At 49.3% G+C, this 26,863-nt stretch carries 23 protein-coding genes and 1 pseudogene; 8 read left to right on the top strand and 16 right to left on the bottom strand.

The genetic code is table 11. The features are described from left to right. From OO730_RS15360 to OO730_RS15340, 5 genes and pseudogenes are all read right to left on the bottom strand, one after another. Entirely contained in the window at positions 1–1,290 is a 1,290-nt protein-coding gene (locus OO730_RS15360; RefSeq protein ID WP_264982364.1) for a polysaccharide pyruvyl transferase family protein, read from the bottom strand. Then, positions 1,287–2,564: an oligosaccharide flippase family protein gene (locus OO730_RS15355; RefSeq protein WP_264982363.1), complete on the bottom strand. Its 1,278-nt coding sequence runs from the start codon at positions 2,562–2,564 to the stop codon at positions 1,287–1,289. Before OO730_RS15355 ends, OO730_RS15360 begins: the two co-directional genes overlap by 4 nt. 92 nt (positions 2,565–2,656) lie before the next feature. Beyond that, a complete protein-coding gene (locus OO730_RS15350; protein ID WP_264982362.1) occupies positions 2,657–3,952 on the bottom strand; it encodes a right-handed parallel beta-helix repeat-containing protein in 1,296 nt (431 codons plus the stop codon). A gap of 273 nt (positions 3,953–4,225) precedes the next feature. Continuing rightward, positions 4,226–4,452, bottom strand: a pseudogene (locus OO730_RS15345) (adenylyl-sulfate kinase). A gap of 725 nt (positions 4,453–5,177) precedes the next feature. After that, a complete protein-coding gene (locus OO730_RS15340; protein WP_264982361.1) occupies positions 5,178–6,362 on the bottom strand; it encodes an LVIVD repeat-containing protein in 1,185 nt (394 codons plus the stop codon). Between the two features lie 368 nt (positions 6,363–6,730). Here OO730_RS15340 and OO730_RS15335 point away from each other — a divergent pair, with 368 nt between their 5' ends. Then, on the top strand, positions 6,731–7,825 hold the full coding sequence (locus OO730_RS15335; RefSeq protein ID WP_264982360.1) for an acyltransferase family protein: 1,095 nt from the start codon (positions 6,731–6,733) through the stop codon (positions 7,823–7,825). 23 nt (positions 7,826–7,848) lie between these two features. Here the strand turns inward: OO730_RS15335 and cysC are convergent, their stop codons facing one another. Next, positions 7,849–9,540 (bottom strand): adenylyl-sulfate kinase, encoded by a 1,692-nt coding sequence (gene cysC, locus OO730_RS15330; RefSeq protein WP_264982359.1) that lies wholly within the window; start codon positions 9,538–9,540, stop codon positions 7,849–7,851. A gap of 424 nt (positions 9,541–9,964) precedes the next feature. Between cysC and gmd the strand changes: the two genes are divergently transcribed. Both gmd and OO730_RS15320 read left to right on the top strand, forming a co-directional pair. Further along, a complete protein-coding gene (gmd, locus tag OO730_RS15325; RefSeq protein WP_264982358.1) occupies positions 9,965–11,053 on the top strand; it encodes a GDP-mannose 4,6-dehydratase in 1,089 nt (362 codons plus the stop codon). Positions 11,054–11,063: 10 nt separating this feature from the next. After that, entirely contained in the window at positions 11,064–12,104 is a 1,041-nt protein-coding gene (locus OO730_RS15320) for a GDP-L-fucose synthase family protein (RefSeq protein WP_264982357.1), read from the top strand. A gap of 127 nt (positions 12,105–12,231) precedes the next feature. Here the strand turns inward: OO730_RS15320 and OO730_RS15315 are convergent, their stop codons facing one another. After that, on the bottom strand, positions 12,232–12,582 hold the full coding sequence (locus tag OO730_RS15315; RefSeq protein WP_264982355.1) for a hypothetical protein: 351 nt from the start codon (positions 12,580–12,582) through the stop codon (positions 12,232–12,234). Between the two features lie 553 nt (positions 12,583–13,135). Here OO730_RS15315 and OO730_RS15310 point away from each other — a divergent pair. After that, on the top strand, positions 13,136–13,810 hold the full coding sequence (locus OO730_RS15310; RefSeq protein WP_264982354.1) for a VPLPA-CTERM sorting domain-containing protein: 675 nt from the start codon (positions 13,136–13,138) through the stop codon (positions 13,808–13,810). Positions 13,811–14,024: 214 nt separating this feature from the next. On the opposite strand, the gene OO730_RS15305 is transcribed toward OO730_RS15310, so the two are convergent. From OO730_RS15305 to OO730_RS15295, 3 genes are all read right to left on the bottom strand, one after another. Further along, positions 14,025–15,041 carry a GSU2403 family nucleotidyltransferase fold protein gene (locus OO730_RS15305; protein WP_264982353.1) on the bottom strand — a complete coding sequence of 339 codons (1,017 nt, stop codon included), beginning with the start codon at positions 15,039–15,041 and terminating at the stop codon, positions 14,025–14,027. Positions 15,042–15,338: 297 nt separating this feature from the next. Continuing rightward, positions 15,339–16,598, bottom strand: a complete 1,260-nt coding sequence (locus tag OO730_RS15300; RefSeq protein WP_264982352.1) for a type II toxin-antitoxin system HipA family toxin — start codon at positions 16,596–16,598, stop codon at positions 15,339–15,341. Then, complete coding sequence (locus tag OO730_RS15295; RefSeq protein ID WP_264982351.1) at positions 16,595–16,897, bottom strand: helix-turn-helix domain-containing protein; 303 nt, start codon at positions 16,895–16,897, stop codon at positions 16,595–16,597. Before OO730_RS15295 ends, OO730_RS15300 begins: the two co-directional genes overlap by 4 nt. A 791-nt stretch (positions 16,898–17,688) precedes the next feature. On the opposite strand from OO730_RS15295, the gene OO730_RS15290 reads away from it, so the two are divergent. Next, positions 17,689–18,954, top strand: coding sequence for a Fic family protein (locus OO730_RS15290; RefSeq protein ID WP_264982350.1), 1,266 nt, complete (start codon positions 17,689–17,691; stop codon positions 18,952–18,954). Positions 18,955–19,110: 156 nt separating this feature from the next. On the opposite strand, the gene OO730_RS15285 is transcribed toward OO730_RS15290, so the two are convergent. The 4 genes from OO730_RS15285 to OO730_RS15270 form a co-directional block, all read right to left on the bottom strand. Beyond that, complete coding sequence (locus OO730_RS15285; protein WP_264982349.1) at positions 19,111–19,644, bottom strand: hypothetical protein; 534 nt, start codon at positions 19,642–19,644, stop codon at positions 19,111–19,113. A 7-nt stretch (positions 19,645–19,651) separates the two neighbouring features. Then, complete coding sequence (locus tag OO730_RS15280) at positions 19,652–20,434, bottom strand: NifB/NifX family molybdenum-iron cluster-binding protein (RefSeq protein ID WP_264982348.1); 783 nt, start codon at positions 20,432–20,434, stop codon at positions 19,652–19,654. Between the two features lie 80 nt (positions 20,435–20,514). Then, the gene (locus tag OO730_RS15275; RefSeq protein ID WP_264982347.1) at positions 20,515–20,961 is read right to left on the bottom strand and encodes a CGGC domain-containing protein; all 447 of its coding nucleotides are present in this window, start codon (positions 20,959–20,961) and stop codon (positions 20,515–20,517) included. Positions 20,962–21,052: 91 nt separating this feature from the next. Beyond that, positions 21,053–21,508, bottom strand: coding sequence for an iron-sulfur cluster assembly scaffold protein (locus tag OO730_RS15270; protein ID WP_264982346.1), 456 nt, complete (start codon positions 21,506–21,508; stop codon positions 21,053–21,055). Between the two features lie 337 nt (positions 21,509–21,845). Between OO730_RS15270 and OO730_RS15265 the strand changes: the two genes are divergently transcribed. The 3 genes from OO730_RS15265 to OO730_RS15255 are packed head-to-tail and all read left to right on the top strand — an operon-like array spanning position 21,846 to position 22,783. Next, positions 21,846–22,142 (top strand): hypothetical protein, encoded by a 297-nt coding sequence (locus tag OO730_RS15265; RefSeq protein ID WP_264982345.1) that lies wholly within the window; start codon positions 21,846–21,848, stop codon positions 22,140–22,142. Positions 22,143–22,195: 53 nt separating this feature from the next. Further along, positions 22,196–22,459, top strand: a complete 264-nt coding sequence (locus OO730_RS15260) for a type II toxin-antitoxin system Phd/YefM family antitoxin (RefSeq protein WP_264982344.1) — start codon at positions 22,196–22,198, stop codon at positions 22,457–22,459. A 3-nt stretch (positions 22,460–22,462) separates the two neighbouring features. Beyond that, positions 22,463–22,783 (top strand): type II toxin-antitoxin system RelE/ParE family toxin, encoded by a 321-nt coding sequence (locus OO730_RS15255; protein WP_264982343.1) that lies wholly within the window; start codon positions 22,463–22,465, stop codon positions 22,781–22,783. A gap of 273 nt (positions 22,784–23,056) precedes the next feature. On the opposite strand, the gene OO730_RS15250 is transcribed toward OO730_RS15255, so the two are convergent. Beyond that, positions 23,057–23,674, bottom strand: a complete 618-nt coding sequence (locus OO730_RS15250; protein ID WP_264982342.1) for a VPLPA-CTERM sorting domain-containing protein — start codon at positions 23,672–23,674, stop codon at positions 23,057–23,059. A gap of 254 nt (positions 23,675–23,928) precedes the next feature. After that, positions 23,929–26,799 carry a caspase family protein gene (locus OO730_RS15245; RefSeq protein ID WP_264982341.1) on the bottom strand — a complete coding sequence of 957 codons (2,871 nt, stop codon included), beginning with the start codon at positions 26,797–26,799 and terminating at the stop codon, positions 23,929–23,931. Between the last annotated feature and the right edge of the window lie 64 nt (positions 26,800–26,863).

Raw genomic sequence — 26,863 nt, 5'->3', positions numbered from 1 at the left:
TTAACCCAAGCCGTATTCCGAAAGGAGTTGTTTCAAATGGTGCCCATTCATCATGGAGTTATCCACGACTTGCGGGATTCTCTCTTCCAGATGCGCAACTATTTTTTTCTTATTATCCCACGCATTATCAAACGCCGCAGTCAGGGTCTCTTTTTCCATCTTGCTGATATTGTAAATCCATTCCTTTGCGCCAACCATTTCACCAAGTATTCCCCAGGTTCTATGATCATCCTCATAGGTCAAAGAAAGGAATGGCGTCAGGACCGAAGCCGCCCCGATGCAAGAGTGGGTTCTTTCGCCCGTAAAAAAGGCACAATGCAACTGCATGGATTTAAGCGTGCTGACACTTAAATCATCCTCAATAGCGACCATTTGATCTTTATGTTTGCACGCCTCAAGCACCCTCCTGGCCATCACACGATCATCGTGGAATTCCTTGGGGCCTATCGAATGAGGGAAAAACGCGATCTTTGCACCACACTTCTCAACGATATAATCGAAATACTGAGCGTAAATACTCACTCGGGCAGCCATCTTTTCAGACTCGTCGGCTATGGACTTAAGACACCCGTGAAAGACGTCTGTCTTGTTGACAAGCGTCGCACCGACGATCACATCCTTGTCCACGTCCAAGCCATGCTTTTCCAATACGGTACGACCAACGCTGGCATCGTCGGGGGAAACCAGAAAAGCCTTATCCGCAGTGAGATGGATGTTCGCATTCCGGATCTCCAGCTTGTCTCTCACGATACTGTAGCTTAACGCTTCACGGGTCGTAGCCAAGTTGACTCGTTCCAGCCCCATCTTGAATGCAGCTTTTGCCAAGGGACGTTCGTAGACAAAGGATTTCAAACTCGTTCCGTATACGACAACAGGAACGTTGATAAAATTGCAAAAAAGAATCAGTGCATTGTGCATAATAGCGTACGCATTATCATGAGCACAGATCACACAATCAACCTCATCGTACGCCTGAAAGAGCTTACTTTTGAAAAATTTGGAAGGCAGACCTTTGTCAATCTTCCGCATGATCAGATACAGCAGGTGCTTCGGGATCTGGCCCAACAAATGCTTAATCTTAACCCACTTCGTCGTACGTGCATATGGGATAAGAGTATCTGTTATAACTTCTACTGGATTACCATATATCTTTTGATCGTAATCAGGAGACGTGGAATATAGATAGAGCTTCTCTACTTCAATATCCCCAAATGTTCTTAAAATACCACGAAGAATAGCCTCTTCACCTTTGTTGTGTGCAGGAATATTCTCTGGAATTAGAACCTTCATACTTCCTCCTGTGCTGCTTTCGCACTCCGAACAATTGAATAGATAGAAACAGAGCTTGCTATTATGAAATTCAAGAAAAATGCTATGGAAATAGCGCTGGCTGCGCCGTCAATGCCATATCTGGGCGTCAGTGCCTGCAAAAGGACCACTGCGGTGCCGAGTTTAATTATTTCCAGTAAAAACCGCAACCGTGGTTGATTCAAAGCATAGAACAAATATTGAAATGGCAAATAGGCAACCTGAAAACACCAACCTATGGTGAGAATTTTTATCGCAGAAATGCTGCTGATATAAATGTCGCCAAAACCGATTTCGACAACGAACGGACAAACAAAATAGAAACCGATCAAGCCAACCAATATCAACATGATCGGCGCAAAAGCCTCTTTCAAATATTTCCGGAATGCCTGCATCGATTGCACAGCGAGCATGGACTTGGGCAAAAAGATACCGCTGACCGAGCCTGTAAACAAAGAAAAGACGAGGGCAATCTGAGCTGCAACCGCGTACTGTCCCAACTCTTCCAAGCCGACTATACGCCCTATCAACAGGACATCCACTCGTTGATAAACATAGTAAAGCAACGTGACGCCAAAAACCCACTTGCTCAAAGCCAAAACTTCGCGGAAGGAACTGCCAGAGGCCTTGCCGCTCCCGACACCAATTTTTCGCTGCAAATAGTAGGCACTCACCACCATGGATACTAAGGCTCCGGCCAGGTAGATGACCACTATGCTCAGCAGAGAAGCGTCATCCCAAAACAGATAACAGCCAACAAGACAGGCAAAGACAAGAAAAGGATGTGCGAAACCGATGATGGAATAAAGGCCAAAACGCTCTTTTTCCTGATATACGGCGGCCAATGTCCTGCTATAAACAAGAAAAGCTCCAGCGCACGCACTGAGCGAGAGTGCCACGATGATTTCAGACGATTCAAGATAGTATCGCCCATAAAAATATGCGACAGGGTAACTAACGAGTAGTATGAGAGCGATGTAATACTTCTTCAAGCGCAGGTTCGATTCAAGTATCGCGCTCTTCTGTTCGTCGTCCCCAGCGACTTTTGCAAACTTGATATATGAAATATCAAAGCACTGCGAAATCTGCCATGCCACATTCAGCACGGCTAAACATATCGTATAAAGGCCGAACTCTGCTACAGAAAGAAGCTTGGAGCAGATGACAATATTAAGAAACGAAAGAGCCCTTCCTGCGGCCGAACCAAAAAGCACTTGAGCGTAACTCCATAAAACAGGTGTTGCGTTAAGCCTCATTTCTCATCCCATTCTCCCCGGTGTCGTGTAATAGTCAACCGCCGAATCCACTCAAATCGATATGTCAAGAAATCGCAACGCATGCCTGCGCTCTAAAATGCGCCAAACTCTTCAATCAGTTCCTGATCAACACGCATGCTGCCAGCTTGTATAGCGGCTTTCACGTCACTATCAATAGATCTTTTGAAAATGAATCCGTTTTTGATGTCATCCAGTGAAGTGACGTTCTCTCCCACCTTTGTGCTGACAGCTCTTACACTGCTTCCAACAACAAAATACGTTTTCCACGAAAACAACCCTTTATAGCCAGCCCCCTTGGTATTTCCACTTTGTGCAATGAAACTATGCATTGCATTTGCGAGCATAAGGCAAGAGTCAAACCTCACTTTCCCTGTATGCATCCCAAGCAATTGAATGAAAAAACCCCTATTCTTCTGGTTCTTGTAGAGAAAGACATCATTCAAGAACCTGACAGTGTACCCATTATGGTAAAACTGAAGTGGTGTATTTATGTAGGTGTTACCAGAAAACGTAATCTTGTTGCTTTCAAGGCTGATGCCGTTAGCTTTTACGCACTTGCTGTTTATGAAAGAGCAGTTCTTAACCTGTATCGTTTTATTCCGATATTTTTCATCCCTTCGGCGATGCGAAAGATCCAAAGCGGCATCGCCACCATACCAATTCTCAAAGAAGCAACCATCTATCACCCCGTTGCTACCGGAATGAACCAGCACCCCGTCGATATTCTGAAACTTGTCGCTCACAATACTAGGGTCATGAAAATAGCTGTTACGCAGGGTGAAGGAATTCAAATCCAACGGGTCACCGGAGTACATGCCGCGTTTCGGATCAGAAAGCGCTTGGGGGCTACCATTGTTAATCCAGACTCCGATCCCGCTCCCGACGACCTGTCCATCGAGCGAAATTCCGCTCACCTCAACATTGCTGACATCAACCTTTCCACACCCCTCAATCCGAAGATGCGCGCGCTTGACCTTGCCCGAAAAGAAACAATTGGTAACGGTAACCTCATCACAATCTTCAATCAAAATGCTTTGGTATGCAGAGCTGACTCCCTTCCCCCATTGCGCAACCACACCATCAAGGACCACCTTCTTACAATTCTTGACGTATATAAAATTGCCGGAATACTTGTCAGCCGTATCAGCTAAATGCTCTCTATGGAATCTAACATTGCGAAGAACCACTTCAGGTAAATCCTTGAAAATGAGCATCCTGGACTGCTTTGCAAAACCGGAAGCCGCATCTGCCTGAAAACTCCAAGCGGGCTTCAAAGGTTTAGCATTCGCCACTGACACGCCACCTAGGGCGACACCGACGACAAGCATGCTAACCACCATGCAAAGGGAAAATAAGATTCGATTCATACGATCCACCTGTATTCTACAACTGCACATCCGTCTTTTAGTCAGCATGTAACTATCTCAAAAACCTTCGACAATTCCATGAACTTGCTTCCAAAAGCGGGTTACCGAGGGCCAACGGACACGAAGGAACCACTTTCGCCATATCAGCAATTTACATGCAAAACACATAAATTATCAAAATTACAGACATATTTTTAAGAACAGCCTCACGGCCTAAAATATAACCAAGGGTTTCCAACAACGACTCCACTTGCTGAACAACCTCGCTCAGTGTCAACTCAGAAGTGTAAATCCGCAATTCCGGGCTCTCCGATTCGATGAACGGGTCATCTCCTTGATCAGCCCAGCCCTCGCCTTCGCATAAATCCCCTTCCGGTCATTATATTCACATGGACCTCGACAAAGCACCGTATTGCTCGACAGCCTCGTTGGATCGGCCTGCGTGACTCGGGATACGGAGCGATGGGTGAGCAAACCGCGATGCCACCATTCTTTGACAATCTAACTGGCAACGAGGCCAATGCGGGTGACGTTCAAATTGCGATGCTCTCTAATGAAATCAAGCTCGCTCGACTCAAAAGCATTTCCAAATCGCACAGTTGATGCGGGCTCAAGGATACTGACTTGAAATCAGTTGCCTGCTTTTTGAGTAGCTCTCCCGCCGAAAATGTACGAGCAGGCTTTCCGCGCTGTGAGGGGGGAGCGAATCGGAATACTGCATTTGCTCGATATCTATCGCTTAAATTATTGAAACACAATCGAATCACACACGATGCCAACAATTCACCCTTTTAAACTGAAGTGACCATATATCATTAAGGATTCTATGTTAATGGATGAATTGCTAAAAAACCTTAAAAGATGGCTTGGGATAAAGGTCAGACCATCCCGACGTATCACATGCACATCAGAAAAAATCACAAAGAACTACACTTCAAATCCGACTTGGCAGGAACAACAAAGACAAGTCGAAAAAGATCTTACTATGATTGATGAGAAGAACACCTCTTCACAGAAACAGAGCCTTGGACTCACACTGAATGAACCAGAATAAATCCCCGGCAATATGGCTCGAATCCAAAAATTTGTCCCTGTGGGTGACAATTCCGCACGCAGGGACAACACGAAGTATCAAGATTCTTACTTTCTCAAAATACAAGGTTTTGATTTCGACTGATGATCAGCGCTCATAGGTGTCCTGGCTTGGCAGAGTGCCAGTACGAACTTAGGCAGTTCGCCTGATGCGAGCGTACAGGAACGGAACCAAACCAGAAATCAACATGAGGAACGACGGAGGGAGCGGAGTCGCAACCATACCGTATTCGGAGATATCAAAGGCTGCAATTCCGTTATGACCGTCAGCGACGAGGAGAATGCTGCTTTCGAAATCCAAACTCATGCCCCACGAATATGAATAGGGCCTGGGGAGTTGCTCTTCAATAATAAGCTCAGGGTCGAACGTTTCCAGAATGGAGTCCTGAGTCATTGCCTCAGGGTCTGAAATGTCAAGCACGTAGACACCATCAATGCCATTGCTGACAAAGGCAACGTTGCCATAAAACTCGATATCCAAAGGAGGCATGTCATTGCCAGTGGACACGCCGTTAAGAAACTTGCCGTTTGGAAGCTCAACCGTGGCAACCAGCGTGGGCTGGTCCGGCGTTTCAACATTATAGACCTCAACGCCTACCCCTTGCACCAGCACATATGCGTAATCGCCCTTGACGCCAATATCCCAAACGCCCAAAGGACTTTTCTCGTTCTCGGTAACGTACGTCTTGGTAACGAGATTTGCCGGATTAGAGACATCAACGACAGAAAAACCGCCAGGAGGATTAGCAACATAGGCGTAGTTGCCTTTGACCGCAAAGCCCTGCGCTTCTATTGAACGCCCCGTTTCCTTTTTGAAGGTGATACGATCAAGCTCTACAGGCTTGCTGGGGTCTTTGATGTCTACGCTGACAAAGCCACCCATGAAATCGCCCACATACAGAGTGCTGCCACTCACTGAAACGGAAGAGGCTCGGTAATAAGGATCGCCAGCATACGGATTAAATGTAGAGAGCAGGGCCGGCTTAGCCTTGTCTGCCAGACTGAATATCCGCACGCCATTGGTCCGTTCGGCCAAGAAAAGATAGTCATCATTCGCAAATATAGAGTAGGACTCATCGCCACTGGCGGACCGGTCAAGCCACCAATCGGTCATCCTCATATTGGAATAATCGGACACGTCGACGGTTCTCAGGTCCGCCCACCCGCTCGCCATGTAAGCGTAAGAGCCTTGCTGCCACACGTCTCGGTACATCCCCAATTCAGAAAATGAACCAACCTGGTTGATTGCGTAGGCTGCAGGCGACAAGGCGAGTACGAATATGAAAAGTCCGAAAAAAACCGTAATTGATTTTATCATTCACTGTCTCCACATTTTTTATATATCCCATGAAAGAAATATACCACATGTAAAAAAATTCAATGATAAAAAACAATTAAAATCGGACATTTTGATTGCCAGAAGTGTTTCCCCTTAAAGCGCCGTCGAGTCCGATATTCCCGGACATCAGGACACCGATCCTAAGCCGGGAGGAGGCGAGACCGCGCACTCACCGCGCCCTGTTTACGGCCTGACCCATTTGCGCCATTTTGCCATTTGGCAGGTCCACTGTCCGCAGCCCACAAAAAAAGACTCAAAGCCAACGGGCATACTCCCCCAAACAAGCATGAACGCGAGGCAAGGGGCACATGTTCAACTTTGAAAAAGCTTGAAAAGTTTCGGATAAGATGGAAAAAGTAATTGCTACTCTAAGGGAACCGTCTTCAACCTCCACGAAAGGCACTCACGTGAATTCCAGTCGCGAACTAACGTCATATCTCAAAGGTTTTGCAATACTGACAGTAGTCGGAAGCCATTTTTCCAACAGATTCATGCCTTTCAAACTCCCTCTGTTCGGGAACCATTTCATCACTTTCTTCTTTATCCTAAGCGGCTTTGGGCTCTATTATTCACTGAGCCGTACCCATGACGAAAAAACAAAACTGATCAGCTTTTATTTGAAACGATTTATCAGGATATATCCACTGTACTGGGCCAACTTCTTTATTGATTTGATTTTTGACAGAGGCCAGTCCCTTTCATCCGACCTCTTCTTCGACTTCTTCCTCATTCATTTTACCGACCCTCCGCGTGCATGGTTCCTCCATGCCTTGATCCCCTGCTATGTTTTAGCCCCCGCTCTTTACGCCTTGATAAGAAAATACAGGCTGAAAATGATTCCTGCACTCTGCGTGCTTTTTGGGGTGGCCAATCTTGTTTTGCATTACTTCTCTGCTCCTGAAGTCAGATGTTGGATGTACAGAAATATTTATCTTTCCGAGTACTTCTTATTCTGCATAGGCATGCTTTTTCCGATTATACATGAAAACTACGGAGCCAGTGGAAAAAACCGATGGGTCCTATTGACATCGCTAGTAATGCTCGGCTCGTTCATCTTCACTAACGGCTATACGTATATCCCCCCCATCCCTGGAAACAATACGACATTCGTTTCATGTTTGTTTATTGTCTCGACACTTGTATTTTCATACTTGTTCATCAATGCATACACGATCTATTTGCCCTTCAAGAGGATCCTGTGCCTTGTCGGATCTTACACGTATGGCATTTATCTGTTTGAAGGGATGTACGGCACTGCACTGGAAAAAATTGGCGTCATTGCTGGTAAGAACTATGTCAACGGCTTGTTTTTTATTCTGATTTTCCCTGCATTTTTTATTTGCTGCATGTTGGCGGAAGAACTGTTCGACAATCGTTTTAACGTAAAACTGTCCGTCGCCAACGTTAAAGGGAAAATATCCTCAACCTTCGCACGAGCATAGCCGAGCTAACCGTAAGCGCCTTCTTAAATATAACCAAGGGTTCCCAACAACAACTCCACTTGCTGAACAGCTTCGCTCGGCGTCAAATCCGACGTGTCTATCCGCAATTCTGGATTCTCCGGATCAATGTACGGGTCATCCACACCGGTCAACCCCTTAATGACTCCCGCCCGGGCCTTGGCATAGATGCCCTTTCGGTCACGCTGTTCACAAACTTCGAGCGGCGTGCTCACGTGAATCTCGACAAACCCACCGTGCTGCTCAATGGCCTCGCGGACCTGCCTGCGCGACTCGGGATACGGAGCAATGGGCGCACACACGGCTATTCCGCCATTCTTCACAATCTCGCTGGCCACGAAACCTATACGAGTAACATTCAAATTTCGGTGTTCCTTGCTGAAATCAAGTTCACTCGACAAGTTGGTTCGCACAATATCACCATCGAGCAACGTCACGGGCCTGTCGTTCAACTCCAACATCTTGACATAAAGCACTTTTGCCATGGTCGACTTGCCCGCGCCTGACAATCCTGTGAGAAAGAGACAGAAGCCCTGTTTGGAGGGCGGCTTGTAGGTCTTTTTTAAAGCGTCGAGCACTCCGGGAAAAGACATCCACTCAGGGACCTCTTTACCTCGGGTAAGCAGGCTTACAATACCGTTATGGTCGTTGGCGCAAAGCTTACCGCTTTCGGAAGACACATACTCTTTCCTGCCCTCGTCCAAAACCATGCACCGCTCCTTGATGGGAACGATACCCGTGACATCCTTTTGCTCAACAAGCCAATCAATATGCGCCTGAAATTCATCGGTAAGCACATTAAGCCTTGGCTCAGCCTTGCCCGAATCCCACACAAGCATATGAGTGCAGCCATAATTCTTATTCACAATGGCTCGCAAAAGCGCGCCCTTTGGCCCCATCTTTCGTTCAAACCAAGGCATGAGGTTAAGCAAGGCTTTGTTACGGGGAAAAGTCCCCACAAATTCCTGCATGCATCTTACCAAAGTGAAATGATCAACGCTGGAATACATGGATGGGAACATCAACGGAGACAGGAGGATACTGGCGCCCTCCTCATTAGCGATTTCTTCCAGCATGGCACGATCCGCCCTATGCAAAGGACGGCCCGCTTGTACACCAATGACTTTGCGCCACCCTTTCTGAGAAAAATATCGATGCACTTGAGCCGGCGTGAGTCGGATATCGGTAAAATCATAGCGTTGAGGGAAGGCCAATCCCTCGATTCTGCCACCCACATACCAAGGGTTTTCCAAACTACTTAAGCTTGCATTCACGCTGTCAGCTTCGACGGCGTCCCCCCAGATGACTTTTGCTTCCCTTTCCAGGTCTGGCTGCCAGACTTCACCCACGGTAAGAACAGCCAGCATAAAGCCTTCGGCATCACGCATAGCCACGCACTCGCCCGTATCAAGACTCTTCGCAAACTCTTCGTCCACGCCAAGACAGATAGGCAAGGGCCACACGGTGCCATCAGCAAGCTTCATATTATCAAGCACGCTCTCGTAGTCGTCGCGACACATATATCCGTCTAGTGGATAATAGGCCCGACTCAAAAGCATTTCCAAATCACATAGCTGATGAGGATTCAAGAATATGGATTTACAATCAATTGCCTGCCGCTTGAGAAGCTCCACGCGCCGAAAATGAACCAGCAGGCTTTCCGCATTATACGCGGGAAGTGATTCTGAATATTGCATCTATTTAATATCTTTATGTTAACCGTAAACCATACAAAGCCGCACCTAGCCTAAAAAACAATCCGCCCATTTTGATTTCAGCGACTATATATTATTAACTCTTTCGTGTTAATGAAAGAATCATGCCGACCTGAGGAAAAACATCTATCAATTTGATTTAATTGTATTTTTATGATGAACATCATGTCGTCGTCGACAAAGTTAAAAAAATCCAGTTTTTCCGGAATAATAAGCAACGACAACAAATCGCCAGGAGGATCACCGACCGCTCTCTCCCGCTTCCGCCCGATGCCACTGCCATCATACCACCAGTGCCGACCAAAATGGCGCGATATGACATTTTCTTCTTTAATTTTTTGAGGTATTCTAGCCAAAGGTAATTTGAAACAAAATATTATCAGCCTTTAAAAGACAAAATCTAATTATGGCTAAAAAAGCACTCATCACTGGAGTCACTGGACAGGACGGGGCGTACCTGGCGGAGCTACTTCTAAAAAAAGGGTATGAGGTACATGGCATCAAGCGCCGGTCCTCCTCTTTCAACACGGCCAGGGTTGACCACCTCTACAAGGATCCGCATGAAACTGATGTCAAATTCTTCATGCACTACGGAGACATGGCCGACTCAACGAACCTGATCAGATTGAATCAAAAAATCCAGCCGGACGAAATATACAACCTTGCAGCTCAAAGCCATGTCCAGGTTTCCTTCGAATCGCCCGAATATACTGCCAACTGCGACGCCATGGGCCCCTTAAGAATCCTCGAGGCTATCCGCATCCTAGGATTGACGGAGAAAACCAAATTCTACCAGGCATCCACCAGTGAGATGTTCGGCAAAGTGCTGGAAAGCCCCCAAAACGAAAAAACCCCCTTCTACCCGAGAAGTCCGTATGGCGCGGCAAAAGTTTACGGCTACTGGATCACCGTGAATTACCGCGAAGCCTATGGGATGTATGCCTGCAATGGCATCCTGTTTAATCACGAATCCCCTATACGTGGTGAAACATTCGTCACGCGCAAAATCACCAGAGCCGTCGCCCGGATTAAGCTCGGCCTCCAGGAAGAGCTCTATCTCGGCAACCTTGACGCCAAACGCGACTGGGGACACGCCCGTGATTACGTGAAAGCCATGTGGCTCATGCTCCAACAGGAAACCCCTGAGGATTACGTAATCGCTACAGGCAAAAACCATTCGGTCCGCGAATTCACTGAAAAGGCGTTCAAACATATCGGCATCAACATTTCATGGGAAGGCGCCGGCATAGAAGAAGTCGGCAAGGACGCAAGCACCGGCAAGACGCTTGTCCGCATTGATCAACGATATTTTAGGCCGACCGAGGTCGACCACCTACTGGGCGATCCAAGAAAAGCCCAAAATCAGCTCGGTTGGAAGGCCAAAACCAGCCTTGATGAGTTAGTTGAGACCATGGTCAAGGCCGACATCGAAGAGGCAGAAAGGGATGCCTTGTGCAAAACCAGTGGATTCAAGACCCTGAATCACTACGAATAGGAACTAACAGTTGAACGCTAATCCCAAAATATATGTAGCCGGTCACAAAGGGCTCGTGGGCTCAGCCATCGTCAGAATGCTAGAGGGGCGAGGATTGACCAATATTGTAACACGATCCCATAAAGACCTCGACCTCATTGACCAGGGGGCTGTCGCAGATTTTTTCGCAACCGAAAAGCCTGAATACGTTTTTTTAGCTGCAGCCAAGGTTGGCGGAATTATGGCCAATGTCACCTATGGCGCCGAATTCATATACGAAAACCTCATGATTCAGACCAACACCATGCACCAAAGCATGCTGCATGATGTGAAGAGATTGGTCTTTCTGGGCAGTTCCTGCATTTACCCCAAGATGGCCACACAACCAATCAAAGAAGAGTCATTGCTAACAGGGCCGCTGGAACCCACCAATTCTCCCTATGCTGTAGCCAAAATTGCCGGAATCGAAATGTGCTGGGCATACAATGCGCAATACGGCACCTCCTTCGCCCCAGTCATGCCGACCAACCTATACGGTCCCCGAGACAACTTCGATCTCCAAACTTCTCATGTTCTCCCCGCCATGATCCGCAAATTCCACCTGGGGAAATTGGCTATGGCTGGAGACTGGGATAAAATTGAGGCTGACGAAGAAAGAATGGGGAAGATCCCTAACAGCATCAAGGACGAAATCGGTTACACAAAACGGGACCACTCGTCATGCAGGGTGACTTTATGGGGAACTGGTTCACCATCTCGGGAATTCCTCCATGTGGACGACATGGCAAGGGCAACTGGTTTCGTCATGTTCGATACCGACACTACTGAACTAGTGAACATCGGTACGGGGGAAGAAATGACTATCCTTGATACGGCTACTCTCATTGCAAATATTGTCGGCTACTCAGGCGACATAATTTGGGATCGAGATAAACCCGATGGTACCGCTCGCAAAGTCCTTGATGTTCGAAAAATCAACAAGATGGGATGGAAACACCAGATCTACTTAAGGCAAGGACTAGAAAAAACCTACCGATCATACCTTGAGGCCGGACGAAAGGAGCCCCTGTAATAACCTTAACCTCATGACCATCGAGGGCAATTCTGACGCTCAGGACTTCATTTGAAGAGGGGGCAATGCTGGTTCCAACTCTAAAGAACTCCTCTAAAAATCAAACGATTGAAGCCGTTGCAAAGAATTAATCGGCAGTCTTGTATTTCTTACGATACTCCCTTAAAGCTAGCCTGATCCCCTCGTTGACGACTTGACTTTCGCTAATGCTGATCCTTTTTCCGGCCTTAGTGCGAAGTGTCTTCACCTTCCCAACAAACATAGACAATTCGTCTGCGAGTTCGATCTCAACGTAGTACGTCCGTTTCTCTTTAGCCACCTCACTTCTGGGGCGCCCCCTCTTGGCATTGACCTCTGAGGAAGCCTGAAAATTATTCTGCTTTGGAGTCTGCTTAAGGCTTTCCACTTTCCTCTGCGCCTCCATTATCTTGGCAGCTTCACTAAAATCCAGGTCCTCATATTCTTCTTCATCCGTCATCCCTGTATCTCCTTAAATCTTCACATTATACTGAAGAGTGACTTGGCAGCGACTCTACATTTGTCAACTGTCATGATCACATAAACCATCAGACCTTACCACTAAGTTATTTAATTAAATAATTAATAAATGTGCAAATGTCCAGATGTACACATCAAGGCTTTTCTACATGTGGTGATTATTTTTTGCAATAATTATTATAATATTATATTACTTACTTACGGAATTAATGATTTGCGATAATTTTTCTTTTTTGCCGAAAACGCTTCGTTCAACCCGCTCGACACATCACATGGGCATATTACCACCGCCATTCGTGACTCAATTGGGATACCTGACAGCCCCCTCAATAACTGAACACGCCCTCCCGAAAAGACCTCAACGTGAGCCACATACCTATCCCCTGATAGCCTAGCAACACTCAAATGCTCTCAACGCGTTTGTCGGTTTTTTCTGGAAAACAATGATAAAGAAGCGGCGCATACACATAAACACCTGTTTTTCAAAACATGGATTACTCCTTGCAATCAAGCATCGAACCAAAGGAGAAACCGTGTCTATATTTCGGAGTATATTTTTCATCGCAATTGCTGTTCTTACGATCGGAGCAACAGGCGCATCTGCTGCTGTCATCACGAATTGGGAGTCAGGCGACGCTGCACGCACTCTGCAGTCGCAATTTCTGTCCGCCCATACCACCCAAACCGAAACTTTTGAAAGTTTTGACCACCTGGACACGCCGTCCATGAAGATCGCTTTCGGAACCATCACCGGTGGCGGCTATGTTTCAGACAACACTGGACTTCAGTTCTCGTCTGGAGAATACGCAGCCAATGGTACCAAGTTCTTCAGCAACGGCACCACCGACAGCATGAGTGGCAAGCACGACTTTACCGTCAATCTGAATACACCGCAGCACGCCTTGGGCTTCTTCGCGATGGATTGGCAGGATATCGGCGGAAAGGTTAGCTTATCCCTTGGAGAACAACTCTCTCAATCCATCGACATCTTCACTTTAGTCGGGAAACACGACAGCGGAACGCTGATCTACTTCACTCTGCTTTCGGACATCGCCTTTGATTCGATCACATTCCACAAAAGCGGTGGAGACGGATACGCCATTGACGACTTGTCCGTGGCCGCCACTCCCATCCCCGGCGCAGCTTGGATTCTTGGCTCGGGCTTGATCGGCCTTGTAGGCCTCAGAAGGAAATATCACTCCGCATAGTTTACTGACTCCGAAAGACAAAATCCCCTCAGGCCATAAGATCTGGGGGGATTTTCTTATGCACCATCTTGTGACCAATAAGACCGAAGCAACATGGTATTGTCGACACCATTACCCTCTGCAGGTATTGTTTTGTAGCTGACAACTAATATTTTCAAAAACATTCACTCGTAAACCCGGGCCGGTCATTGTACATATTAACTTGATTGGGCAACTACTCTTGGAAAAACTCCAGGAAATCTTCCCTCTTGGTCTTCTCCAACCCCTTCCGGAAGTTGGTTCTCCACTTCGGTCCACGCGCCTTCAAATTCTCATAGGCTTCTTCCAGGGACTCCGGGTCTTCCTCAATGAGCAATTCAATCAGGCAGCTTGCTTGCTCACGATCCTTGTACGCCCTGGCCGCTTCACTGGAATTTCGCTTTTCGGACACGATCAGCTTATGGAGAGCAAAACGTGCTGGGGCCGGGATATGACACATGAGCCCACCACCTATGAGCAGGACGGCCTCAGTGGGAGCTTCGACAAGAAATTCCAGATACCGTTGAGGATGTGCATGGCTCTGAATCTTTGAAGCTCGAATGGGCTTCTTTCTTTCCGGACCGGAGAATGAGAACAGAACATCCACGCGCAACCCGTCTTTGTTCATGTACGACACTGGTGGCTGCTTGCGATCGAACCCCATGATACCATCAAAAGTCTCATCAAACTCCTTGAGGACGTCCAGCAACTCTTTCTCAATGGGTTTTTCTGGCATGGCAAGCTCTACGGAATCGGCCTTGGCCAGATCGACATCCTGCGTATAAAAAGCTGACTGGCCAAACTTCACACCAAGCATAGGTCCGTAGGCCTGAAACGCCAGAGTACCCACGAGAACCGACCGGGCAAGCACCCCTTCGTCGTGCAATGTCAGCAGGAGATTCGCCAGTTTTGCGGTCGGAGCTGTCACCCCATTTTTCTTGAGGGCGCTCACCAACTCTTCCCGGCTTTTATAGATGGCCTTGTCACTCGTAAACGATTTCACCCGTTCAAGGACCTTCTTGTATGAAGATGAGCCTATGAACTCGCGGGGCTGCTTGCCTCCGGCCACACGCCGGCTCTTCTGCAGATAATAATATGTGAGATCGTTCTCTCCCGGCACTTCCACCAGGCTGCCGCTCAGGGGCAAAGAGTGCGTGCTAAACTGAGTTGCCCGGCATTGGTCAAGTAGTTCGGCATAGATTGTATGGGTCATAAGAGGTAGACGTTTCATACGTTCACTATAATTCAATTTAAAAATGAAGTACAGCGCACAAAAAAAACCCACTCAAAGGTGGGCTGGCAATCCCCCCATTTCTAAGGGGGTCCGAATTAATTAAGGTCTGAATTAATAAAGGTCTGAATTAATACCCAATAAACCACTATAAAGAATGGTAAATCAATATCCCATGTCAAGATTTTTACCCAATTTAGACTATGCCACCTCTGCCCCGCCCCCTTCATGCCGCCAACTCACAACAAATGCGAACCTGCTGAAGAAAAAATCGAAATTTTAACCTTTGTTCTGTTTATGAATCTCCGAAGAAATTGCTTGAATCGTTTTCTCAGAGACACCGTTGCCGCCTGCGAAACTCGGCCAAAGATCTACAGCGGCCCTCACTTGAGATATAGCCCCTTCAACAACCTTCTTGCCCAATTTGAGGTTTTTCCCAACGCGGCGGATGTCATCTATTCCGGGATTACGTCCTTCACCACCAACATCCAATGCGTGCTCACCGCCAGGACCATCTGAGAAGACCATGTCGTAAGCAGGAGAGAGCCTCCATTCGCCAGTCTCATCCATGAGGAATGCGTGATTTTTGGTATGATCATCCCTATTGTGAGCGAATACGTTGAAAACCATACGAAGAAACATCTGGTTCACATCTTCTTGGTGACGGGTCAAAGCAGATGTCGCTTTTAGCAAATCTTCATATCCGATACTGGGCAAACGGAAGTCGGCGTTGAGAAGCCCGCAAGCCGTATGCATGTGCTTGCGACCGTCAGCGCCTCGGTCAAAACGCTTGATCCCAAAATAGCCAGGACCATTGTTTGATGGGAACACTCGTGTTTCCGGCATATCGATTCCAGCGACGACGGCCATGTCTGCATAGGCTTTTTCAATCAACCCTGTTTCGGGAGAATCGTCTACGCCGCAGAATTTGACCAGCCAGTATTCGTACCCTTCATCAAGTTGATCTTCACCATGAATCATGGTCCTTCCGTCAGGAGAAAGTCCAACCAGCGCTTTTGGCCGTGCTCCACCAGGTGAACCTCCGACCTTAAGCAGCTCCTTGAACACAGCCTCGGGGCTATCCTCCAAGACGAGTTTGACGGCCTCTGCCATCTCATCAAGATTGATATTGCCGTTGTCATCGTATTCCGACAGATTGGGGTGCTCCGGCTTGTAGACGAGCGCCCCCATTCCTCTGGAGCCGACCCATGCGAGCCTATCAAGAGGAGTCACCTGCCCAGGGCGTATGTCGAGTCTGCTCAGCGTACGGTCCATTAGGAGCCTTCCCCAACCATCAGGCAGACTGTCGTTGAAAACACCGTGTAAGCCTTCAAAGAGCCGCTCAGGGCCTTTGATGATGCCTCCAGTCAAGGAAGGCTTCAAATGGAAGGGGGATATATTAAGCTCGTCCACAGGGAAATTTTTATCGAACTCGAAGACAATCTCTCTGTTCACATAGGCTAAACGCCCAATTCGCACGGGCTCATTGAAATCAAGATAAACTGTCAACAGCTGAATATGATTTACACATTTGCTCATGATTTGCGCCCTCTCTGGCGAGTTTTTGGAAGCGTTTGTTCAAGGAGGGTGTCGAGCGAAGCCTTTTCTCTTGGCTGAAATAGTTTTTCAAAGTCATCTTCCCACCTCAGTGCAAAGGCAAGCTTGACTAAACTCTTCAGGGATATTTCGCCTTCCCTCTCGAACCTTTTCAAACTTCCCAGGCTGACACCTGCACGTTCGGCCAATCCGTGTTGGGTGAGATTGGCATCCAATCGAACACGGCGCAGTCGTTTTGCTAAACTGACTTGCACGTCATCAACAGATAATATATTAATCATAAATTCACCTTTAATCATTTTAAGGATACTATATTATCTTTTAAAGCATGTGTCAATGGGGCTTGTTCTTTTGTATGCGCAGATGCTGAACCCCATGCGCAAGCATGATAATTAAGAGTATTGCAAAACCCTACACTGGAACAAAGAGGCTGCCACGCAAACGGCAGCCTTTTTGTGCTCTGGACTGCGGAGGGCGAATGGGATATTTTGAAAATCTCAATGAACTTGTTTGGGACAAAACGAATGAACGTGCTACACCACGTTCACCCCACTAAGGGACCGCTTGCTGGCGGTCCCTTTCTTTTTCCCCTGGGCGATCTTCTATGGTTTAGATCTGGCCCTTGAGCGTGTTACTCCCCTGCCGGTCTCACTTCGAGTGATCTGTAAACTTCACTCCACCCCGCCCAAGCCCTCCAACACCTCCCGTCAAACCTGAATAATGTTTTTCCAGAAAATGTCCGCCTGATCACAGCCTGACGTGATACTTGAGCATATCAAGGCGGTTGACCGTGACACTATGGGGATACCATGGCTCACCTTGGCTTGGGTCGGTCCGCCTTGGCTCAATTTCGCCCGAGCAATCGCCCGGAACACCGGAACATCGGGCGAACATTCGCCCGATCATCCGACCGGGCGACAGGACGACAGGACGGGTGACACTACGACAGGACGAACCGGAACACCGGGCTGATTTTATGCGCAGAGGAAACCAGTCAAACAACCAGCCACTTTACCTTTTTCTCCTAGTTTGACTTCAAAAAAAATAACTGTATAGTCAGATACATGGGTAAATGAATAAACCAGCCAAACAACCAGCCAAAAATGGTAGGGATATCATGAAGCCGGTCATGCCCTATGGTAAATATTTAGGACCGCTCAAAGACCTCGCTCAAGAGGTCATTATGGCTTCGGCCTCTTTGGAGGGCCGGATAGCCCCTCGGACGGCCATGGTCCTTGGCAACAAACTCTGTTTGCTGAACTCGTTCTATAGCAACCTGATCGAGGGACACAAAACCTTTATCCCAGACATCGAGAAAGCTCTGGCAAATGATTTCAGCGAGAATGCTCAAGAGCGATACGCCCAGGAACTCTGCAGTACCCATGTTCGAGCTGAACGAGCTTTGATGAAACTCGTTTTGGATGGAGACATCGAAAATGTGAGTGCTCCTGCTTTTCTAAAACAAATCCACGGTGAGTTTTATTCGCACCTTCCTCCTGAGCATCAATTTACCCATGAGGCAGGAGGATTCACGGACATAGAGGTCAGACCTGGGCAATTTCGAGACCTGGAGGTTGCCGTTCATTTAGATGCTGGGACGCATGGCCCGAACCACAAGGATTTACATCAGGAGATAGATCAATTTTCCACGGATTACGACTCACGCCAAGTCCATGGCGATGAGCGCCTGATTGCCATGGCTTCCGCGCACCACCAGCTTACATGGCTCCATCCCTTCCGCGATGGGAATGGCAGGGTATGCCGCTTGCACTCCGGTTTATTCATGGCGCGGGCAGGAATCAACAAAGGCAACCTATGGTCTTTGTCCCGTGGACTTTCCAGAGCCAAGACCGAATACATGATGAACTTGTTCTCTGTTAACCCGGCTCCCAACGATACCCCTGAAGATCTCAATGAACGGCTTGCGGATTTCTGTGAATTTTTCCTTGAAGTTTGCCTCGATCAAATCAACTTCATAAAAAAGCAACTCCGACTTGAAAAAATCGAAAGCCGGATCGAATGGTTCGTGTCTGAACGCTCAGCAAAAGACGAAATGCCCCAATCTTCATCTCGTTTGTTGAGAGCCTTGTTTATGCAGGGGAACGTGAAGCGTGGCGAGGTCCCGTCCATCCTCAATACGAGCGAAACGACTTCCCGGCGAACAGTTCGAAAGCTAACGGATTTGGGCCTAGTGACATCCACAAGCCATAGGGCTCCTTTGACTGTGGGGCTCCCGACGTATGCTTTGGCCTACTATTTCCCATCATTGTACATTCCGGAATTGCTTGGCAGCAAATTTATAGAAACAATCGCCAAGACAGTAACCGGCTCTGAATAGGGAAACAAAATTCGGGGAGCGAACATGCAAGTATCTTATCCATTTCCTCCATAAAAGCCGACGGAACCACCTAGAAAAAGGTCGGCGGCTTCCCGATTTTTTTGGCCTTGGCATGCCTTGAGGCATGCTTAAATTCCATGAGGAAGCTTTGAGAGGTTATGACCCGTCCCCGTCAAAAGGACAGAGCAAACCCACGCAGGTTGCGGTGAGCAATGCCCCGGTCAGGGTCATGAACAGGAATAGCCCGGTCAGCTCCCAGCCGAAATAACCGATCAGCACCGGTATCAGCACGGGCTTGACCGAACGGCAGCACAGGAAATTGGCGATGCAGAAAGAGGACGCTCCCTTTTTCTTGAGGGTCGTGAACAGGGGATACCAGGCGTAGATCGGTCCCATGGACACGATGCCCGCCAGCGTGGAGAGCAGCACACCCTTGGCCCCTGCCTGATGGCCCATGAGCCGGGAGGCCAGGGACGGGGACAGGAAGCGGTTGAGCAGGATCATCATGGTCAGGGCCACGCAGAGCGGCAGCCCCAGTTGCAGGAATATCCGACCCCCGGCGCGGAGGGAGAGGATCATTTTTTCGGGGTCGTAAACGGAGGCCAGACCGTAGAGCGCGGCGCAACCCAGGGGGAAAAACCACGGCTTGAACGCGGCAAGCAATTTGCGGGAAGGCTCAGGCCGGCTCATGCGCACCTCACAACCACAGTCCAACGGCAAAGGAAAGCAACACGGCCATGACGAATCCGGCCAGATTGCGGACCACGGCGAAACGCTTGCCGAGCGCCTCGGCTTCCACCGGCAGCTGGATCAGCCCCACGGTAACCCAAGCCATCATCAAGGCCAGAATCCCGGCCAGGCTCACGCCCGCCTTGAGCAGACTTTCGCCGATGACGTAGCTGTTGACGGGATTGCCGACCATCACGCTGCCCAACACCCCGCCCCACAGGGCGTCCAGGAAAGGCACGCCCGCAAACAGCGAAAACAGAGTTTCCCGGCTCACGAATCCCTGCAACAGGCCCAGCAGCAGAATGACGCCGATCAGGCGCGGCAGCATGGCGTAAAATTGCCGCAAACCCTTTTTGGCGGCCTCGCCCCACCGGCCGGAGGGATCGGCAGGCGTAGCTTCCGCCGTGCCTGAGCCACCGGAAGCCCCGGTTTCCTCCGCAGCCGCAAGATAATCCGCAACGGCATCTGCCACGCTGCCGGACACACCCGTGGCCACCACGACGCCCTGCTTTTCCAGCGCCGCGGCAATGTGCGGGGCAACATGTCCCACCAGCACCGCCCCGGCCCCGGACTCCACGGCCAGGGACAACACCGCGACGCCGGCCCCCGGCCCGGACGCGCCCGAGGGACAGTCCAGGCGCTCGAAGGACATGTCGCCGGAATCCACGATCACCAGGTACGCGGCGGAGCCGAGCCGGTTGGACACCTGTCCGTCCAGTCCGGGCCGGTTGCTCGGAACGGCGATTTTCACGAATTCCTCCTGTCTATCCCGACAAACCGCTGCCGATCTCGACAGCAGTAATGGAGTTCCGGCATCTCACCCTCAGCCGACTAATCGTATGCCTTGCGAATCGGCTCATCCGACATCGCGGCTTCGAGCACGGGCTGCCATTCCGGGTCCTCCCAGGTGCCGAGCTTCGTGTGCATGTCCAGATATTTTTCCGGAATGGGGTGGGTGCCCACAACAACCTCGACGCCATACCGGCTCTCCAGAAACGATTTGAACGTCCCGATGTACGGGCACGGCGGGTATCCCACGATCAACCCCGTGGCCAGGTGAATGACGTCCACGCCATTCTTGACCATCTCGTCGCCCAGATATTCCACGTTGCCGCCCGGACAACCGTTGCAGGTGGCATAGCCCACTAGCTCGATTTCCTTGTCCGCATAAATGGAAAACGCGCCGGCGCGCTCCCGCATTGACCGCAAACATTTTCCCCCGGCGCATGTCCGGTAGCGATCGCAGATGACAATGCCTATTTTGACCGGATTGCTCATGACAACTCCTTTGCCAGTTCTGCCCGGCGAATATTCCTGCGAATGTACGGCCACCCGAAGATGACGCACCAACGTTCCGAATTCTTGATCCTCAGCCTTCCTTCGCACGGCCTGCGGTCTGTTTGTAGTAATCCCCCACGGCCTCGTGCAAGGCGTTGGCCGCCAGCCAGGCGCAGTGGTGGTCGTCAACGGGAAGGCAGTCCGGCCCGCCCAACCCTTCAAGGACGGTCTCCCCGGAGATGGCGGCAAGCGCTTCGCAGGGCTTGTCCACGGCCAGCTCCGCAGCCATGGAGCCGCTGATCATGCTGGAGCCGCAGCCGTCGGTGGCGAACCCTGCGTCACGCACCCTGTCGTCTTCTATGTGCAGAAATATCCGGATGGTGTCGCCACACTTCCCGGTGGACGCGCCTTCGTAATTGGCTTTGGCCGGTTTTCCCCGGTGCGGCGGATTGCGCCAACGCTCGAACCCGGCCTGACCATAGGCCTCGATGGTTTCCTCATTGATCTTGTCCTGAAGCTCATTCACGATGTCATCGAAGCTGGGCATTCTCTCCCCCGTTTGTCGGATAATAGCACCCGCCCCCCAACGGGAGCGGCCCTTGTGCAGTTTGCACCCCCAGGCTCCGTTCAGCAACCATAATCCGGGGTATGAACCAGAAAACCATGACGGATTTCGGGAGACCTCCCCGATCAATCGTGCAGCGGTCCCTACTCTTTCCGCCTTTCCCGGCATGTCCGCAGCCATTTACGCCCAGGGCTCCAAACTCGGGCGGGACTACCTGAAAACTTAAGCAGTCCCGCATCATGATTTGAAAACGAAAGCCGGTTCACGAAAACCAGGTTTCCACCTGGTCCCAGAGGTCGTCCTTGCTCAGGTGGTATCCTTGAGAATAATAGTGTTCTCGCCAAAGGTGACCACGGTATTGCCCGCGTCAGCCTTTCTTCATGTCTCGGCGCTTGCATTGCAAAAGACGAACAGTTGTCCGCTGAAAACAGGTTCATCCGTATATGGCCCCGCCAACGGGTTGCACGTTGCCCCAGACGAGTCGCTTGACGTGCAAACCAAGGAATCTCCCTCCCTCTTGATAGCCAAAATCATTCTCTCCGAGCGGTCGAAAAAAGAACTCGCCATGGCGTTGGACATGCTGGAGTCGCTGAAAAGGCATTCGAAAACCTCTTGAACCCAGACCATATTCAGTCTATATTTGGTCTGAGCACAAAAGAGGAGGACATCATGCACCTTTCAGATCAGATAAAACCCATCAGCTACTTGAAAGCCAACGCCTCGAAAATGTTGAGTGACATTGCGGAACAGCAACGTTACGTCATCACTCAAAACGGCGAGGCCAAGGCAGTACTCCAAAGCGTAAAAGAGTTTGAAAGGACGCAGGAGACACTTGCCTTACTCAAGCTTATAGCTTTGGGAAAATCTGCTATTGCCGAGGGAAAGGGCGAAGAGGCTTCCGCTGCTTTAAACCGCATGCGTGATGGCCTGTAACTCATGAAAGTTATCCTGGCTCCCTTCGCCGTCAGGGATATTGAAGAGATCATCCAACACATCCGTGAACAAGATTCACGGGATGCAGCCATTCACGTACTCGACAACCTGGAGCACACGATATTCAGTCTCGCGAACCTGCCGAACCGTGGTGCTCCCGTAAAGGAGCTCAGTGCGTTGGGCATCAAGAACATCCGTGAGATCTATTACAAGCCCTACAGGATTATCTACGAGATCGAGAGCGAAACTGTGCACGTCTTCTGTGTTGCCGACGGGCGCAGGGACATATTGTCGCTGCTTGAGAAACGAATCCTGGGAGCATAGCGGTCTATCCCGCCCGATCAATCATCGCCAGAATCTCGCGGCCTGGAAATACGACACCCTGCAAATCCTTTCCGCTGCACGGCGTCTCATTAAGGAAGGAGACTATCCAACTGTATTCGTCTTCAGTCTCTGGCTGACCTACTCCCCTTCGAAGACCTCTCCGGCCACATCAGCGCCACGCCTCAACGCCTCGTTCATCAAATGAGCATACCTCCGCAAAAAAAGACCGATAGCCATAAGCTACCGGTCTTCATTTTTTCAAACAGTCGGTTGTTACTTTTTCATCCTGCGACGAAGGCCGACAAGGCCTACCAACCCGGAACCGAGCAGCCAAATAGCGCCGGGAATGGGTGTGGGAGCCGTGGTCAGGATTCCACTGATGCGGGCTTCATCGCTTTTGGTCGATTCCCAATTCGCCCACTCCTCATCCCGAAAGTCTCCGGATACGCGGAACGACCCGACATCGAATAATTCTGCATATAAATAGGCCTCCTGCTCATACCCCCTAAAAGGGCTTCCAAAGTTATTAGCGAAGGAAAGCCACATTTTTTCTAGCACACCATCGGTCATGTAAACGAACACTTCCGTCGCGATTCTAAATGGGGCGAGTTCAGTCCATGACCTGCCGTTCATTTTGAGCGTGATGTCTGCCAGGTTAAAAACAAAAGAATCACCTTTGCTGGTCGGATCGGACCCAATAGAGGTGGCAGTATCAAAGCCAAAAGTCACAGCCACATCGGTGTATACGTCTCTTCCGGAACTATTGAGGGTGGACCAACTGCCATCGCCATTGAAAAGAAAGTCATATGTGAATTGAGCGGCCTGTGCCGGGATGGCGAATGATGCGAGAAGAAATAAACAGAACAATGTGGTTGAGACGGTGCGTTTCATTTTTTGTCCAAGGCAAAAGTTGTCGTGAATATGATCTTGTTCAATCAAAAATCTTGCACCACGAATCCATACAAACATCAATAGGGGAAAGTCCCAAATGTGAGCATTTCTTCAGAGGTTGCCCCCCCTATTCTCAAAATCAGACCGATACAGACCAATGAAGATATCCTAACTGTCCAGAATAAAGCATGAAGGTGCACTTTCCCCCGAAATACGGGCCACCGATTAAAATGGAATCAGCGTCGCCGCAACAGCTATCTTTCCGTACTTGTCAACGTAAAGTCATTCCCCTTGTGGTAGAAAATGGGCCTTTGGGTCACTCCCCATACTTCAGAACTGAGAGTCGGAACATTGTTCAAGATGTAATCGCCCAACTCCACAAGACTTACGGACTCGTCCTCAAATGCGGCATCCGCTTTCCCCTGAAGGCCATCGACAAGGACGTATGTAAACAACCCATGCCCCTTGAATCCTTCCAACGCATCACCAGAAGCAGTTGCTGCTGTTAAAACCGCTCGCCCTGTCGCCCTGTTCAAACGTCCTGTTGCTGCCTTCATATCCAGTCCAAGAGGGCTAGAAAAGGCGAATGAGCCGGACTGACAGGTGTCCAAGATTATCAGGCTTTCCTGCGCAGCAACCGACAACAAGGCTTTGTTGAGTGCCTGTTGCGAAATGGCATTCAGGGCAACAGACTCCTTAGTGAATCCCTGCAGCTCACTCGGCAGAAAATAATATGTGTTATCAACTGTTAACCCGTGACCACTCAGATAAAGGACAAAACAATCATCCGGCGAGGTCCTTCCGCCGACAGAACTGATGGCCTTCAAAACATTCGCTGTAGTCGCCTGTGAATTCTCTACGGTTTCTACGATGACATCGGCAAATCTTTTATGTGCGATTTCACTTATTGTACTTGAGAAATACCGAACGTCATTTACGGCATTGTTCAACACGAACTCTTTTGCCGCGTATTTATCAATACCGACAGCCAACACATAGAGCGTCTTCTTTCGCTCGGCAGCAAAAGTATTGGTCAGGACCACCCGGGCCGTGTTCGACTCAATGTGACTCAAAGGCGACTCACTTCGTACTTCAATCACGTTCTCTCCCGGGGCTGTGACCAGTTGTTTCGTCAATGCGTATCGTTTGCCTTTGACAGGCGAAACTGCCGGAGGTGCGTCTTCAGCCACCTTGACCCCGTTCAAAAAATAGGAAACCGGCCCAACTCCACTCCCTCCGTCCTCTATCGACACATCTACGTTCAAGACGCCATCCCGAACAACACAACTCGCACTGACCTCCGGAGGAAGCCCCTTTTCAAGCATGTCCAATATCTCTCCAACCTCTTTACGGGCCTTGATAATCCCGTCTTCACTCTTGCCCAACAACCGAGCCCGGACCAGGTCAGGACGATACAGGTTCTCGTAAAACCGTTCTATGCTGTAAAATCGAGCCTGTCGCCCTGCCCCTTGGTTATGGTGGAACCCGACGAGAGATTCTCCCCCTGCAGAATGATCAAAAAAACCTTCCGGAGTCCACGTCACCCTCCGCTTAAGGTCAGGGTGGACATAACTCGCCAACAGCGTTTCCCCGTTTGTTCCGTCATGCCAACGGACAGTGCCATCAGCCGAAAGGGAAACTATCCGCCTGCCCTCATCAATAGGAACCACTGCCAAGGTTGGGGCAAACGTTATATCTACCCACTTGATCGTCCCATCAGATGAATAGCCGGCAAGAAAAAAGAAAGATCCAAAGGCGACATCGCCATTGGGCATAATAGTATAACATGTAGCTGGGTTATTGAGGGGGAACCGCACACGCTTTCCGTTAATCACAGGATTACGGCTTTGCCCCCCGGGGATTTCAACAGTGGAGGAGTTCAGAACTCGAATTGGTTTCTGGAATCCGGAAGGCGCTGTTTTCGCCACAGCAACAGTGTCACTGACCATGTCAACAATGAGGCCTTGCCCATTGACGTCCTCAAGGAAAAAAACGGACCCATCGTTTTTAACGGCAAACAGCACATTCTTCTTGTAATCCTCTGTATACAAAGTAAGCGCAGGTACCGTTCTTTCGTAAACAGCCGACGACTTCTCATGGATGAGGGAGAAACCATTCGGGGTGACGACCAGGTGGTTGTCACCCTCCAGGCAATACGCGGCCTCCAGCGCATGGTCATTTGTATTAAGCCGATCTATGGTATACTGCTTCTGACCTTGAAGAATCTGTATGACGTCATACTTCAAAGCATAGATTGTCGGCAATGTGTCTTCCTGCCCCCACGACAAGCGTTTTCGATGCAACCCACTGGGAATATGCAAATCCTTCAACCTGCCGTTGTTGACTTCGACAAGATGCAGGAGGCTGTCTTCTCGCCCGCCGACCCACGCGACCTTGCTTCCATCGGGGGAAAAACAGGCCCTTCTAAGATCCAACTTGTCATGGGAGGAAAACAACTCGTTAAGATCTTTATCCAAGACGACGAACCCTTTATTATGGTGCGCCAACAGGTTTCCATTTTCTGCATAATGCACCCCCTCGATCAAGCCAGGAAGAAGCACCCGCTTCATAACTTTGAGCGTCTTCATATCTATTAAAGCCATTGTACGGGAGGTAGCAAAAGCAAGCACTTCCCCATCGGGCGAAAATGCACAGAAAGGCATTGGGAATGATGTTCCAGACATGAAAAAAGGCAAACTGACAGAGCCAATCATCCTGCCTGTTTCGACTGAAAACAGATAGACGAATTGCTTCCCGTTGACAGGAGACAAATGCGGGGCGGCAACAAGATCACCATCGTTCGTTATTGCAGGGTTGATGAGCGTGCCGAGTACCTCAGAATCCATCTCCACCCTGAAAGTTGCTAAGAGCTTGCCCGTGCTCACCTCCCACGCTTTGCAGGTCCGGTCTGCGGATGTTGACACAAAATATCGCAAATTATCACTCGCTCCGCCTCCGGTCAGCATCCCGTTATGCATGGGAGTATTCAGTCGGGTGATCAACTTTACTGATGACTTCCCGTTATAAAGGGCCGCCACATCCAAACCAATGGCCAGATTGGGTTGAAAGAACGTACACAGCAAAAGAAAGACAATAATTTTATTCCAATACCATTTTTTTTTCATTGTCAAAAACTACCATTTTGAATTAGTGGAGAACAGCTAGAAATTGCCATACCAACTTTTACAC

Source organism: Pseudodesulfovibrio portus (assembly GCF_026000375.1).
GTDB lineage: Bacteria > Desulfobacterota > Desulfovibrionia > Desulfovibrionales > Desulfovibrionaceae > Pseudodesulfovibrio > Pseudodesulfovibrio portus.
The sequence above is the reverse complement of the archived record's forward strand: the minus strand, read 5'-3'. Positions and strand labels throughout refer to the sequence as shown.

Coding starts and splice junctions, on each gene's coding strand:
- OO730_RS15360 (WP_264982364.1), bottom strand. CDS start 1,290: ATGAAGGTTCTAATTCCAGAGAATATTCCTGCACACAACAAAGGTGAA.
- OO730_RS15355 (WP_264982363.1), bottom strand. CDS start 2,564: ATGAGGCTTAACGCAACACCTGTTTTATGGAGTTACGCTCAAGTGCTT.
- OO730_RS15350 (WP_264982362.1), bottom strand. CDS start 3,952: ATGAATCGAATCTTATTTTCCCTTTGCATGGTGGTTAGCATGCTTGTC.
- OO730_RS15340 (WP_264982361.1), bottom strand. CDS start 6,362: ATGATAAAATCAATTACGGTTTTTTTCGGACTTTTCATATTCGTACTC.
- OO730_RS15335 (WP_264982360.1), top strand. CDS start 6,731: ATGGAAAAAGTAATTGCTACTCTAAGGGAACCGTCTTCAACCTCCACG.
- cysC (WP_264982359.1), bottom strand. CDS start 9,540: ATGCAATATTCAGAATCACTTCCCGCGTATAATGCGGAAAGCCTGCTG.
- gmd (WP_264982358.1), top strand. CDS start 9,965: ATGGCTAAAAAAGCACTCATCACTGGAGTCACTGGACAGGACGGGGCG.
- OO730_RS15315 (WP_264982355.1), bottom strand. CDS start 12,582: ATGACGGATGAAGAAGAATATGAGGACCTGGATTTTAGTGAAGCTGCC.
- OO730_RS15305 (WP_264982353.1), bottom strand. CDS start 15,041: ATGACCCATACAATCTATGCCGAACTACTTGACCAATGCCGGGCAACT.
- OO730_RS15300 (WP_264982352.1), bottom strand. CDS start 16,598: ATGAGCAAATGTGTAAATCATATTCAGCTGTTGACAGTTTATCTTGAT.
- OO730_RS15295 (WP_264982351.1), bottom strand. CDS start 16,897: ATGATTAATATATTATCTGTTGATGACGTGCAAGTCAGTTTAGCAAAA.
- OO730_RS15290 (WP_264982350.1), top strand. CDS start 17,689: ATGAATAAACCAGCCAAACAACCAGCCAAAAATGGTAGGGATATCATG.
- OO730_RS15285 (WP_264982349.1), bottom strand. CDS start 19,644: ATGAGCCGGCCTGAGCCTTCCCGCAAATTGCTTGCCGCGTTCAAGCCG.
- OO730_RS15275 (WP_264982347.1), bottom strand. CDS start 20,961: ATGAGCAATCCGGTCAAAATAGGCATTGTCATCTGCGATCGCTACCGG.
- OO730_RS15270 (WP_264982346.1), bottom strand. CDS start 21,508: ATGCCCAGCTTCGATGACATCGTGAATGAGCTTCAGGACAAGATCAAT.
- OO730_RS15260 (WP_264982344.1), top strand. CDS start 22,196: ATGCACCTTTCAGATCAGATAAAACCCATCAGCTACTTGAAAGCCAAC.
- OO730_RS15255 (WP_264982343.1), top strand. CDS start 22,463: ATGAAAGTTATCCTGGCTCCCTTCGCCGTCAGGGATATTGAAGAGATC.
- OO730_RS15250 (WP_264982342.1), bottom strand. CDS start 23,674: ATGAAACGCACCGTCTCAACCACATTGTTCTGTTTATTTCTTCTCGCA.
- OO730_RS15245 (WP_264982341.1), bottom strand. CDS start 26,799: ATGAAAAAAAAATGGTATTGGAATAAAATTATTGTCTTTCTTTTGCTG.